The organism is Aeribacillus sp. FSL M8-0254 (genome assembly GCF_038008845.1).
In the GTDB taxonomy this organism is placed as follows: domain Bacteria; phylum Bacillota; class Bacilli; order Bacillales; family Aeribacillaceae; genus Aeribacillus; species Aeribacillus composti.
The window spans coordinates 1653080-1665715 of the sequence record NZ_JBBOZY010000001.1 but is presented as its reverse complement, the minus strand read 5'-3'; the positions used below and the strand labels follow the sequence as shown (position 1 = coordinate 1665715).

Annotated in this window: 13 protein-coding genes and 1 pseudogene; 1 reads left to right on the top strand and 13 read right to left on the bottom strand. The window is 37.1% G+C overall.

What is annotated here, in order from left to right; genetic code table 11:
* Positions 1-131: 131 nt before the first annotated feature.
* The 6 genes and pseudogenes from NSQ44_RS08080 to rarD all read right to left on the bottom strand — a co-directional run bounded on the left by NSQ44_RS08080 (position 132) and on the right by rarD (position 4495).
* Entirely contained in the window at positions 132-317 is a 186-nt protein-coding gene (locus NSQ44_RS08080; protein WP_094245675.1) for a hypothetical protein, read from the bottom strand.
* Positions 318-980: 663 nt separating this feature from the next.
* Positions 981-2063 (bottom strand): annotated as a pseudogene (locus tag NSQ44_RS08075) (LysM peptidoglycan-binding domain-containing protein).
* Between the two features lie 183 nt (positions 2064-2246).
* Entirely contained in the window at positions 2247-2915 is a 669-nt protein-coding gene (gene bshB2 / locus NSQ44_RS08070; protein ID WP_063389702.1) for a bacillithiol biosynthesis deacetylase BshB2, read from the bottom strand.
* A 17-nt stretch (positions 2916-2932) separates the two neighbouring features.
* On the bottom strand, positions 2933-3280 hold the full coding sequence (locus NSQ44_RS08065; RefSeq protein ID WP_063389701.1) for a YojF family protein: 348 nt from the start codon (positions 3278-3280) through the stop codon (positions 2933-2935).
* Positions 3281-3294: 14 nt separating this feature from the next.
* Positions 3295-3561, bottom strand: coding sequence for a hypothetical protein (locus NSQ44_RS08060; RefSeq protein ID WP_063389700.1), 267 nt, complete (start codon positions 3559-3561; stop codon positions 3295-3297).
* Positions 3562-3595: 34 nt separating this feature from the next.
* Positions 3596-4495 carry an EamA family transporter RarD gene (rarD, locus tag NSQ44_RS08055; RefSeq protein ID WP_066250309.1) on the bottom strand — a complete coding sequence of 300 codons (900 nt, stop codon included), beginning with the start codon at positions 4493-4495 and terminating at the stop codon, positions 3596-3598.
* Between the two features lie 138 nt (positions 4496-4633).
* Between rarD and NSQ44_RS08050 the strand changes: the two genes are divergently transcribed.
* On the top strand, positions 4634-5047 hold the full coding sequence (locus tag NSQ44_RS08050; RefSeq protein WP_063389698.1) for an Hsp20/alpha crystallin family protein: 414 nt from the start codon (positions 4634-4636) through the stop codon (positions 5045-5047).
* A gap of 550 nt (positions 5048-5597) precedes the next feature.
* On the opposite strand, the gene NSQ44_RS08045 is transcribed toward NSQ44_RS08050, so the two are convergent.
* From NSQ44_RS08045 to NSQ44_RS08015, 7 genes are all read right to left on the bottom strand, one after another.
* A complete protein-coding gene (locus NSQ44_RS08045) occupies positions 5598-6983 on the bottom strand; it encodes a S41 family peptidase (RefSeq protein ID WP_340858187.1) in 1386 nt (461 codons plus the stop codon).
* Between the two features lie 183 nt (positions 6984-7166).
* On the bottom strand, positions 7167-8006 hold the full coding sequence (locus NSQ44_RS08040) for a M15 family metallopeptidase (protein ID WP_063389695.1): 840 nt from the start codon (positions 8004-8006) through the stop codon (positions 7167-7169).
* A 236-nt stretch (positions 8007-8242) separates the two neighbouring features.
* The gene (deoD, locus tag NSQ44_RS08035; protein ID WP_340856448.1) at positions 8243-8947 is read right to left on the bottom strand and encodes a purine-nucleoside phosphorylase; all 705 of its coding nucleotides are present in this window, start codon (positions 8945-8947) and stop codon (positions 8243-8245) included.
* A gap of 98 nt (positions 8948-9045) precedes the next feature.
* Positions 9046-9354 (bottom strand): YodL domain-containing protein, encoded by a 309-nt coding sequence (locus tag NSQ44_RS08030; protein WP_063389740.1) that lies wholly within the window; start codon positions 9352-9354, stop codon positions 9046-9048.
* A 79-nt stretch (positions 9355-9433) separates the two neighbouring features.
* Entirely contained in the window at positions 9434-9757 is a 324-nt protein-coding gene (locus NSQ44_RS08025; protein WP_158640156.1) for a phosphatase PAP2 family protein, read from the bottom strand.
* A 1298-nt stretch (positions 9758-11055) separates the two neighbouring features.
* Positions 11056-11826 carry a sporulation protein gene (locus NSQ44_RS08020; protein WP_063389692.1) on the bottom strand — a complete coding sequence of 257 codons (771 nt, stop codon included), beginning with the start codon at positions 11824-11826 and terminating at the stop codon, positions 11056-11058.
* Positions 11827-12636, bottom strand: coding sequence for a serine/threonine protein kinase (locus tag NSQ44_RS08015; protein WP_340856447.1), 810 nt, complete (start codon positions 12634-12636; stop codon positions 11827-11829).

Sequence of the window (12636 nt, the reverse complement as noted above, 5' to 3'; positions counted from 1 at the left end):
AATGGATTGTTTTTATTAGGAATAAAAAACGAAAGAGGTCTTTTTGTATCTGACGGATAAAGGATGGCAGCTTCAAATTCATAACCTTTTTAATTTGTTTCCAGTTTTCTCTATTTAAAAAACCAGTCAATTTATTTACCTCCAAATAAATCCCTATAAGTTATTTTTGAAATTCCTCTTGTGTTTTTACTTACTTCATTTGCTTCTTTCCAATCTTTTTTAGATAAATTTAAAAATTTATTTTTTGTGATAATAGGCTTTTTAAGTTTATTCTTATTAGTAGCTGCTAACATTTTTTTATCATCCTCTCGACACATATACTACACCTCCTCAGATGCAGTATATGCAAGTTTTAGCTAAATTATATCATATCTACATATTGAAATGATATTATTTTTATTCATGTATATATTAAAACTAGGTAGACGTTGCGGAAAGAGTGGCAAAACACTTAACTAGAGCTGATCAGACCATAGCAGATCTAGCTAAAAATAAACTCTACTAATTTCTTCATTTTCACCAAAAAATCTAACCCAATCACACAATATTATGTACATCCAATCACTCTACCATTCATGTTTGTTAACAATAACTCATCCATCCAAACCATATCATCATTTACATTATATTATAGTATGCTTTCATAAACTCTAGTACTTCATTGATTGAATTTACATCTATTGAAACATCTGTTGAGTGTCGTTAAATAGACATTAAATAAATTTTTCAAAATATCACTAAAACCTTTTAATTTTACTAATTTCTTAAAAATAGTACCGAAAAGTACGTTATTATTAATAATCTTTTACTAGAAAAAACTTATATTTTTTGTTCAAATTTCATACTCATGCAAAATCCCTATTATAAGGAAGATGGATGTATCGGCAAATTAGACGATTCTATCATTCTTCCGATTAAAAAAGCAATCAGCCAACAAACGGCTGATTGCTTCATGTTTCTCATTCTCGCAAAATATAATTTTAAAAGTAAGATCTGGCTCCTAAATATCGATCGTTCCAATATTTTTGGTTTAAATTCGATATTTGCACGCCACTTGATCCGGCATGAATGAAATCCCCATTTCCAAGCTAGATTCCCATGTGGGAAGGACCTTTTTTATATGTTGAAAAATATACAAAGTCTCCGACATCTGGTGAACTTACTGGTTTCATCATGTTCCAATAACCGGCTGTACTTAACCGAGAAACGGATGTCACTTTGTTTAATACATAGTAAACAAATCCGCTGCAGTCAAAACCAGATGGCGTATTTCCGCCCCATCTGTACGGAACTCCAACTAATTTTTTGGCCTCTCGAATCATTACTAAAACTTTGCCGTTTTGAGTAGATGAATCAGAATTCGTTTTTGTACCGGAATTCACTTGACGTGCACTATCGGCTGAAGAGCCTGACAGCTTCAATACTTGGCCGGGGTAAATAACGTCAGATGAAAGGTTATTCGCAGCTTTTAATTGATTGACGGTTAATTTAAATTTTACAGCAATTTTCCATAGAGAGTCGCCTTTTTGGACGGTATATGTATTTTGTGAACTTGCTTTATTTGAAGTTTGTGAGGTTTGTTTGGGCGCCTGCACCTGTTCTTTGGCGCTAACCTTTTCGCTAGATACAGCTTGGCTGGATCCAGATAGTTTTAACACTTGTCCAGGATAAATTAAATCGCTGGTTAATCCGTTCAGCCTTTTTAATTCGCTGACAGACGTTCCGTTGTTTTTGGCAATGCCCCATAACGTATCACCTTTTTTCACTATGTATGTCGAACCAGTTTGTTTAGGAGCCGCCTCTGTTTTATTATTAGTAGTTAGTTTCGCTTTCGGAGAAGACGATGCTTCTGAAGGAATATTTAAAACCTGACCTATGTATATTGTATCGCTTGTAAGTCTATTTGCTTCTTTTAACTTTACAACAGTAGTATTATATCTTTGCGAGATTCCCCAAAGAGTATCCCCGGCTTCTACTCGAATCGTTTCAGCGGAAGCGACTCCTGCGAAAACGGAAGATCCAAGAACCGCGGATGTCGTTAATCCCAACACTTTTTTCTTCATACAGCCTTTCCTCCTCATATGAGATATCCTATGTTCGTTTATCGTACAATTAAATTTCTTACTTTTTATATCGACAACTTTCTTCATATTTTACTATATTATGAGATAAAATTCATCATTTTTTCAAAAAAGAGGATGATAGACCTGTATTGTAAATATTTTCAAAGCAGCCTATTCGATCGTTTATTTTTCATCATCAAATGGGTAAATCCAGAACGTTTCTTTATGAAAAAATTGTTGAAATTGAGGGAGGTCTTTTCCTCCTTCTTCTATTTTTTCTACGATGGAATAAGTTTGTGATCGATGAGCCTTCAATGCCTGTATTTTTATATCTGCAACTTCAGATATATCGATTTCTACATCCGGCTCGCCTATATGTTCAAATCGATCGTTTGAAAAAGCTATGCAATAAACGGTTGGACGCTCCTCCCTTTTCAAGCGTTTCACCGCACGAATAACCGCCTCGCCACAAGCGTTGTGATCTGGATGAACAGCATAACCAGGATAAAATGTGACAAGAAGGGTCGGTTTGACTTCCCGGATGATCTGTTCAAAGTGGTCTGCCAATTTTTCTTCATCTTCAAATTCCAATGTTTTATCCCGATAGCCGAGCATTCGTAAATCGTTTATATTTAAAATTTTTGCGACCTGCTCCAATTCTTTTTTTCGAATATCTTTTAATGTCTCCCTATTGGCGATTAAAGGCTTTCCCATGCTGCGGCCCATTTCGCCTAAAGTGCAGCAAGCATACGTGACAGGTACGTTTGCTTTCCGTTTTAAAGCGATCAGTCCTGCTGCTCCGAACGATTCATCGTCGGGATGAGGCAGGATCACTAATAACCTCTCTTCCATTTATTCCTCTCTCCTTTTTATGAAAATGGAGTTTCACTAATTTGTAATGCAATGGCAAGCTTTCCATCTCGATCGTGGCCGGCCATGAGCAGGCGATTTTGTTCATCAACGGTATAATCGGTAAGACCTTCAGCATACACCCAGCCTTCCTCTGTTTTTAATCCGACACGGTATGGTCCTGTTCCTTTTATTTTACCTTGTGAAAATGTAATTTTTGCATTTCGGACAAACGCGACAATAGTCATGCTGTTTTGATTGTGGTGTGAAGTATAAGCACCGGTTGTCGTTTCAAGATGAATATACACCTCTTTATGTAAAAAAGAATCAATGATTTTTTGAACCCTTATCGGATCAATCGGTTTCAAAGCTTCCACCTTCTTTATTTTGTTAAGATTTTCTCATACATCTCCATATGCTTGCTGATTAATTCAAGCTTCTCTTCCGGTGAAATGTCGGCTGCTATAATGCGTTTCAGCGCATCTAGTAATTTTTTATCTGGACTTTTTCTTACTCTAGGGTGAGTCATTTCATCGAGGAGTTCTTTTTTAATCGCCTCTTCCAACGTTTTTTTCTCATCTGACCCTACTGAAAGAGTTCGGTTTGACCAAAGTTTTCTGTATGCATGAAGAAGTTCATTATCATTCACATTTATTCACCTCGAGGAACCTGCTTGCATGAGGTTATTTTGAGAGTCTAGTCTTCCATATCGTTTTGAAAGAAGGTTCACTCATTGTAAAAATGATGATGCCTGTCCAAATGCAAACAAAGGTGATCAATTCTACAACAGTAAACGGCTCGTGGTAAAGAAAAACGCCGAGAAAAAAAGTGATCGTTGGCGCAATATATTGCAAGACTCCGAGAAAATACATCGGAATTTTAGGCGTACCTTTCGCAAACAACAATAAAGGGATCGCTGTAATGACGCCTGTTCCCATTAGAAGAAAGTTGGTCGATGCATCCCATTCAAAAAAAACACTGCTTCCTAACGATTCTAAGTATAGCACATAAATGATTCCAATTGGAAACACAACAAACGTTTCAAGCGCCAGACCAAAAGCAGAATCTAATTTTATCACTTTTTTAGCCAGTCCATAAAACCCGAATGTACTCGCAAGAATAAGCGATGTCCACGGAACATGGCCATAATGGACAGTTGATATGAGCACTCCGAAAGCCGCAAACAAAAACGCGGTCTGCTGCCCTTTGTTTAATTTTTCATGCAAAAAGATCATTCCTAATAGTACGCTCACCAATGGATTTATGTAATAACCAAGACTTGTCTCAAGTACACGGTCATGATTCACCGCCCAAATATAAACAAACCAATTGGCGCTGATTAAGAAGGATGAAAGAGCCAACGTTAACAAAATCTTGGGTGATTTAATGATTTTGGTGCACTCATATAAAAAATCAGCAAATCGTTTTTGGAACAAAAGCAACAGTAACACAAAAACAAAAGACCATATGATTCGATGAGCCAAAATTTCCTCAGATGACACATGGTCTAATACTTTCCAATAAATAGGGAATATCCCCCATAAAATATAAGATAGACTAATATACATGATTCCTGATCTCATGCTAGATCATCTTCCTTCCCATATCACACATTATATTCTGTTTCGATCGCTTTTTCCAAGAAATTGTTTTGAACGATCTTTCCGCAGCAGTCATATATTACAATGTAACAATTAGGGTCGAAGAGGGATGTGTGAGCAATGAATCTTTGGAAAAACATGAATGCCGGACATGTTGAACAATATATTCAGGAAGTAATGAAGCAAGCGTTTGGTTCACACTATACGGAGCAATTCCCATTCACCAGTCCTTTTCCTATTATGAATCATAAAGAAGCTCCTCCTTCACCTGAATTTTATGAGACAGATGAATTTATCTATATTAAACTTCCGATGAATGATGATTTAAAAAAAATGATAAAAATCCAGCATAACCAACATCATTTGCATCTTATGAATTATCCGGAAAAAAATCAACAAAAAAAATTTGTATTTCCTGCACCTGTGAAAAGAAAAGGGACAAAAGCCGTATTTTCTGACGGAATTCTTGAAATTAAATTCGTGAAATTAAAAGATCATCATTATACGGAAATTGATCTTTTCCCATCTGAGTAAAATGAGGCCGGTTTTGTTAACCAGCCTCCACTCATCCAATTTTTGTATGGATAAACACCGCACTGCCAAAAGGGATCTTCAACATATTCCTGAAACTGAGGATGAAATGCGACAAATCCGATACCGCATTTTACTTTAATACCTTTTCTTAACACCTATTCAAAAATATCGAAGCGAACGTTCGCCGCATTATATGAAAGCTCAACAGAAATCTATTTAAATTTTAGAAATGAAAATGGCAGAACGATAGGGAGGTCTATGATTATTAAATTTTTTAAAATGAAATGAAAAGTGGAGAAGGTAGGCAAGAATTTAAAAGCAAAATATTTGTCACTTGCCCTTTTTTATTTGCGATCACTTTACATATATTTGGATGCCTTAGTTGTATTAGCAATCATTCCCTCTTTCTTCATCGTATAGAAAAAATCAGTTAAGTAAAGATTTTGCAACAGGACTTTCCCTAAATAAAGTCCTTTCAATGTCAACAATATGCTTGAACAAATCTGAAAATAAAGAAGGCGGCCGGAAGACCAAGCCGCTGCTGTCAATTTTATTCCATCTTCGATTTCAATACTTCAATTGCTTTTTTCATTTGGGTATCATTTTTTTCAATTTTTTCTCTTACTAAATCCATCAGTTTGATTGTCGTATCTTGTGAGATTTTCCCCGTTTGTTTTAATTGATGGTCTCTTTGGAAAGCAACAACAGTATTTTTTAATGCTTTATCAAAATATCCGTCCACATCTGTTTTATAGCCTAAAGCTTGAAGCATTTTCTCAGCTGTTTTCACTTCTGTTGAAACGTCGCCTTCCTGCAACGTTTTTTCCGGATTTAAATATGGTAAATGAGCATATTCAGGCAAAGTCACTTTATATTGAGGTTCTATTCCTTTTTCGTGAATCCATTTGCCTGAAGGTGTCAGCCATTTGGCAATCGTATATTTCATCGACGAACCGTCTTCAAACGTTTTAGCGCTTTGAACGGTTCCTTTTCCGAACGTTTTTTCTCCTACAATCGGAATTCCCTCCGATTCGTTCAAAGCCGCGGCCATAATTTCGGCTGCGCTGGCTGTTCCATTATCTGTGATGACTACGACCGGTACATCAACGATTGGTTGATTTTCCGCTTTATAAATATCCTTTGATCCGTCTTTTGCTTCAACTTGCAAAATCTTTTTGCCTTTGTCTACAAACATATTTGACATCGTTATGGCTTGGTCCATCAATCCCCCAGGATTTTGTCTTAAATCGAGGACAATTCCTTTTACTTTTTTCTCCTTCAGCTCTGTCAATACATCTGCCAATTCTTTTCCAGTGTTCTCGGAAAATTTTGTGATTTGTATTTTTCCAATTTTATTTTCTACTACTTCACTATAAACTGTTTCAATCGGAATCGTATCTCTTGTAATCGTAAAGGTCAGCGTGCCGACGCCATCCCGTTCAATTTCAAGGCTTACTTTCGTTCCTTTTTCGCCACGAATAAGAGATACCGCTTCATTCACAGACATTCCTTCAACACTTTTATTGTCAACTTTTAAAATTTTATCTCTCGGCTTCAACCCTGCTTTCTCGGCAGGCGAGCCTTTTATCGGTGAGACGATCATGATATAGCCGTTCGTCTCTGTTACTTCTGCACCGATTCCTTCAAAGCTTGAAGATATATTTTCTTCAAATCCTTCTGATTCTTTCAAATCCATATATGACGTATACGGGTCGTCGAGAGATTCTACCATCCCTTTGACAGCACCTTCTACCAATTTTTCATCATCTATTTTTTTATAATATTCTTGCTTTAACGTATCATATGCTGAATAAAGCTTCTCAAAACTATCATTTTCTTTTTCAGATGCTGACGTAAAGTTGAGTAATGTGAGCGTAAAACCGCTAGTTATTATGACCGTCAGTACAATTGCGATGAAAAAATTTCGTTTTTTAATATACAACACAACTCCCCCTTTAATCCATCCATTTCATTATGTCCGACAATTACAATATCGTCAAACGATCTATGTGTTTCTGTCGGCAAAGAAATGGCAAGTCAAAACGTTAAATCAACGCTCTTTCATCCTTCATCTCTTGTTTATGAAAAAATCAATCCCGCTTCAGCGGGAGAGCTTCGGTTAAATTTTCTTTACTTTTTGGAAATATTCTTCAAGTGTTAAATTATTTTCATATATGACTTTTGCAGCTTTCTTTCCAACGTAGCGAATATGCCAAGGCTCATACTTATATTTTGTGATCGCTTCTTTCCCTTTCGGATAGCGGATAATATAGCCAAATTTATGGGCGTTTTGTTGAAGCCATTTTCCTTCCTTCGTTTCCCCAAATTTTTCAGTAATTTGAAAATCTACACTTTCACTCGTCACATCAATAGATAACCCTGTCTGATGCTCACTTTGACCAGGTTTTGCTACTGCTTGAACTGCTTTTTGCTCCCCTTTTTGTTTTTTTTCTGCTTCAAACAGCTCAACCTGCCGATCGTACGAACGAAAGCCTGAGGCTCCGAAAAGAATCACGCCGTCTTTTTTCGCAGCTAGAAAAAGCTGTTCAAGTGCCGCAGCTGCTTCCTTGCGCAAATAACGCTTCGGAACATCCGCGTCCCCGAATGAAAACTGTATGTTTGGCACTGTCAAATCATTTGGTTTATAGTCGACAGGAAGGAAAAAATCTTTATTGACAAGAACTAAAATATTGTCAGGATTTTGAATAACGGGTTGACCGTTAACCGTTTGTACGACATTAAAATATTGCTCCTCAAGCAAAAATTCCGGATCAATTTGTTCTGTTTGGACGGTTTTTTCCGTTGTTTGGACGAGTTCTTTGTTTTCTACTGTTTTTGCTTGCGGTTCATTCTCTTCAACATAGTCGCTTCCATGAAAAAAGGGAAGCTTATCAAATGGCATTGAGCATCCGGCAAGCATCAAAGCTGCAAGAATCGTGACTGCGATGATTTTATGCATAAAAATTCCCACCTTGTATAATCTCTCACTCCTATTTTAACACTTGTCCAAACAGAAGAAAAACGGTTCCTACATTATAACTTATCATAACGTTCAATAAAAGAAAGGAGCAGATGACGATCTTTCAAATTTTAAAACAAGAGAGTGGATGTAATAAATGGAGCTAAGCCGTTCCCTTCATTTTTTGTGAACATGTTTTTAAAAATAAAAAGCGGCATGACGCCGCACATGCCGTGTTATTCCTGTATAGCAGCTTCAAGAGCGATTTCAACCATTTCGTTAAAGGTCGATTCCCTTTCGGCAGCAGATGTTTCTTCCCCAGTCAGGACATGGTCGCTGACCGTTAAAACAGATAATGCTCTTCTGCCGAATTTCGCAGCAAGTGTATAAAGAGCAGCCGTTTCCATTTCAATTGCCAAAATTCCGTATTCAGCCCATTTTTCGTGCTCCGCTTGATCATTATAGAATAAATCCGTCGTGAACACGCTTCCGACTTTGACGTCGATTCCTTTTGATACTGCAGCATCATAAGCTTTTTTCAACAAATCAAAATTAGCGGTAGGCGCATAATCAACAGAGCCAAACGTTATGCGGTTCATTTGGGAATTCGTTGATGCGCTCATAGCTAAAATGCAGTCTCTGATGTGGACGTCTTTTTGAATGGAACCGCAGGAGCCAACGCGAATAAGCGTTTGCACATCGTACTCTTGCATGAGTTCATGAATGTAAATTGAAATCGATGGAACCCCCATTCCTGTTCCTTGGACAGAGATTCGCTTTCCTTTGTAAGTTCCGGTAAAACCGTACATTCCTCGAACTTTGTTGTAGCATACAGCATTTTCTAAAAAGGTTTCCGCAATATATTTGGCCCGAAGGGGATCACCGGGAAGCAATATTTTGTCAGCAATCTCATCTTTTTTCGCACCAATATGAATACTCATGTTATCAAGCCCCTTCATTTAAAAATAATTGAAGTAATATTATCATAACATAGCAGATTTTTCATGAGAATCCGTGCAGCATATTTTGCATCCTCCAATCACCGGACGTGAATGCGGTGAATTTTTTTCCACCCGCCGGTCACTAATTTATAATACTTTGTTCCATTTTTTCCTTCATCAATAAAAACAATGTCTCCTGTCCAAATATAACGTCCGTTATAATCCGGAGGGATCGCTTCCGAAATATTAAATTTCCGAAAAATTTTTTTGAGCACTTCCTGATGATTTTTTGCACGGACAGTTAAGCGGTATACGGGCCGATACCCTTTTTTCTCCCCGATGTTTGGTGTTTGAAAGATCGTCACATCATAATCGGTCGATGGATTAGACAATTTAAGAAGATTCAGTGCCAACCTTGTCCCCTCCAAATACAATTTTCCAAACTTATTTGCTGTCAATGGAGGGAATTCCTGCTGCGAATGTCAACTACTTTTGTCGAACCTTTTCTGATATTGTCAAGATAAACATAAGCCAGCACAATCCAACCGCAAATCCCGCCAAAACATCTGTTAAATAGTGAACTCCCAAATAAATTCTGCTTAATCCAATCAACAGACATAAAATACTGGAAACAGCAAAAACGACCCGCTTTCCTTTTTTTATGCGGGTGCTGATTAAATAAGCGATCAAACCGTAGACAGCTGTTGAATTCATCGTATGACCGCTTGGAAAACTGTAGCCGGAAATATCGGTCAGTCGATCAAAATCAGGGCGCTCTCTTTTCACCATTTCTTTTATCATTTCATTCATCCAACGAACTCCGTATAAATTTATGTAAAGAATAATGAACGTGATCCATTTTTTTCGAAATATATAATAAATACTTATGAAAATAGTGACAGGGAGAAGAATATGATATGAACCAATTTCTGTGAAAAAGAACATAATGGAAGTAAATGGATCATTTCGAACCCCTTCGATTGATTGAACAATTGTATCGTCAACATGGCGAACTGTCTCATTTTTAATCGCAAAGGAACTCGTTATGAAATAAAAAAGCAGGATGAAAAATATATATGTTTTATTCATCTAAGGCAGCGAAGATATGCCACTTTTAGCGAAAGTGGGAAAGGGAATCGCTTTTCCTCCCTTCGTTTCTTCATTTCGTTGTATTTCTTAGTATAGTAAAAAATAGGAAAAACGCAAATCGTTTAAAACGTCTTATTCTTTTTATCGCTGATATTCGAAACAATTTTTGCTGAAACCTATGATAGAATGATAGTTGGGGAGGTGGTGGAAAACAGTGGATAAAAAAATACATCCATTCATACTATTAAATTTGTTGATCAATTCGATCGTGTTGGGGATGTTTGCTTATGACAAATACAGCGAACATAATATAGGTTATAGCATCACTTTTACAGTCTTATGTATATTTTTTGTTTTCTTAACTATTTATGGGTTCATGAACAATAGTAAAATTAACCGAGCAAAGCAATAAAAGAATGATGCTTCTTTTTGATGTTAAATAGTAGTGATGGCAGCATTTTAATAAGGTGGAGGAGAATTTCCTTTGCGTGCTGCTGGTATTTTCTTATTCAAGTTAAGAAGTTTACTGTTGCCGCGCATTGATAAATCCGTTCATTCATCTTTTCAAGAGAGTGTGTGAACTGGATACATTTCCTTCCGTCTTTATATACATAGAGAGCTTTGATTTTTAAGTTCTTCATCGCCATAAATTTTTGATAGCTGGCTTCTATTTCTGAGCAGCAAAAGCAGAGGGGTGACGATATGTGCTGCCCAACACCCCTTCCATTTTCGCAGCCTTAATGCGTCCTCTTCCTCCCATTTTGGGTTGGTCCGATTTTATCGCGGCCACAATAAATTTAGCTAGTTAAAAATGCCGCGTAATTTGACAGCACAGCTACTTTGACAGCTTTTCTAAACGGAATAGTCTTCTCCGTTGTCGCTAATATGAGAGCTTTGTTATACACCGACTTACGCCATAACCGACTGATTCTATTCCCCGTCGGATTTTATGACAACAGCCTTTTAAATTGGACATGATTGTAAATTTTCATACAAAAAAACTAGGCTCTCCTTGTTTATCAGCTATATTGGCGAATGATATTGATAAGCTTGCTATCAAGATTCGGCACGTCCTGCCTGCTTACACGAACTCGAACGTAGCTTTCATCCAAATCTAGCGCTTCGGCGAGAAACCCGGAAAGTCCTCTTGCTCTTCGATCAATTTCCATAATCATTTCAATATCGTGTTCGCCTATCGAATAGAAAACAATTTCAAGCTCCTTTAAACGGCCTCTAAATGGACCGGAAGTCGGATAAAATTCAAACTCTTGAATGAACGGTAGCCTTTTTCTTAAACGATATGGCGCTGCTTCATTTTCAACTTGAAGGAGCTTAAATCCGATTCGGTTTATACTGTTTAATACTTCCTTCATTAAGCCGCCGGGAACAACGTCGATATAGTCCGTATCTTTCGGATCGATCGCTCCTTTAATATCCAATCCGGTATGAATCCATACTTTGGATGCTCCGATAGTAATTGGAGTATCAAGCGGAAGCTGAAATGAAAACGGAATTTCTTTCGTTTCATTCGGCAGTATGACGAAAGGTTTATTGATTTGTATTTTAGCGATTTCTGCTTGCCTCTTCTCTCTACGATCATCTACTTCTTTTATATAATGCGTAAGAACGGACAAGTAAATTTCGTCAATTTTTTGTTCAACGTTTCCTCCATTAATGACAACAATGCCTTTCACCTCTTCGCCGGGATAGAACGTTGAGGAGGTAAGCTTCGTATCTACTTTTGCCGCTCCAATCCCAATGCCCGCGAAAATTTTATTAAATAGAGACATTTATTCTCCCCCTATTTCGGAATTTTTCTGAATATCCTCTAGAATCTCCTCTGCTGATTTGTATGAACCATCCATTCCAAACAGCTTTTTTATAATATTCTTTGATTCTACGGAAATATCTAGCTCCTCTTCCCAACTTTTTTCTTTTTTTCCCTTTTGATCAAATGATGAATAAAGCAAAAACAATACGAAATGCCCCAGCGCATAAAAATCCGTCTGAAAGCTAATTTTACGCATCCTTTGCTTTTCCGGCTCCCATTTATGAAAACTCTCCTCTTCATCATCTGTAATCAAACGGGACAAGCCAAAATCAATGATGGAAATACTGTCGTTGTAAAGAAGAATGTTCGGTATTCTTAAATCACGGTGGACAACGTTTTGATCATGTATATACTGGACAACTTCGAGAATTTTTGTTAAATAATGAAAAGCATCTTTTTCGGAATATTTTTTTCCAAATTGAAAGATTAATTGCTCAAATGTTAGCCCTTCTTTGTATTCCATGACAAGATATTGATGGCTACCATCATTGATTTCAGCGTATAAAGCTGGAACGGCAGGATGACTTAATTTTTGCAATATTTCCCTTTCTTTTTGAAAAGGCCGTTCACCCGTTGTTTTTCTTCGCTTTCGGAGCTGCTTCAAAACGACTTTTTGATGTGTGGACAAATCTTCTGCAAGATACGTGATTCCGTAGCTCCCTACTCCTAAAAATTTTTGGACTACGTATCGTTCGATAACAGATCCTGGTTTATGCAGCCGCTCACCCCAAAGCGGAAACGGCTTCCAAAACTTTTTCCAAACTTCCAT

Excerpts from the sequence above, each read along its gene's own strand:
- NSQ44_RS08050 (WP_063389698.1), top strand. The coding sequence starts at position 4,634 with ATGAATCTTTGGAAAAACATGAATGCCGGACATGTTGAACAATATATT.
- deoD (WP_340856448.1), bottom strand. The coding sequence starts at position 8,947 with ATGAGTATTCATATTGGTGCGAAAAAAGATGAGATTGCTGACAAAATA.
- NSQ44_RS08015 (WP_340856447.1), bottom strand. The coding sequence starts at position 12,636 with ATGGAAGTTTGGAAAAAGTTTTGGAAGCCGTTTCCGCTTTGGGGTGAG.
- NSQ44_RS08080 (WP_094245675.1), bottom strand. The coding sequence starts at position 317 with ATGTGTCGAGAGGATGATAAAAAAATGTTAGCAGCTACTAATAAGAAT.
- NSQ44_RS08020 (WP_063389692.1), bottom strand. The coding sequence starts at position 11,826 with ATGTCTCTATTTAATAAAATTTTCGCGGGCATTGGGATTGGAGCGGCA.
- bshB2 (WP_063389702.1), bottom strand. The coding sequence starts at position 2,915 with ATGGAAGAGAGGTTATTAGTGATCCTGCCTCATCCCGACGATGAATCG.
- rarD (WP_066250309.1), bottom strand. The coding sequence starts at position 4,495 with ATGAGATCAGGAATCATGTATATTAGTCTATCTTATATTTTATGGGGG.
- NSQ44_RS08040 (WP_063389695.1), bottom strand. The coding sequence starts at position 8,006 with ATGCATAAAATCATCGCAGTCACGATTCTTGCAGCTTTGATGCTTGCC.
- NSQ44_RS08025 (WP_158640156.1), bottom strand. The coding sequence starts at position 9,757 with ATGAATGAAATGATAAAAGAAATGGTGAAAAGAGAGCGCCCTGATTTT.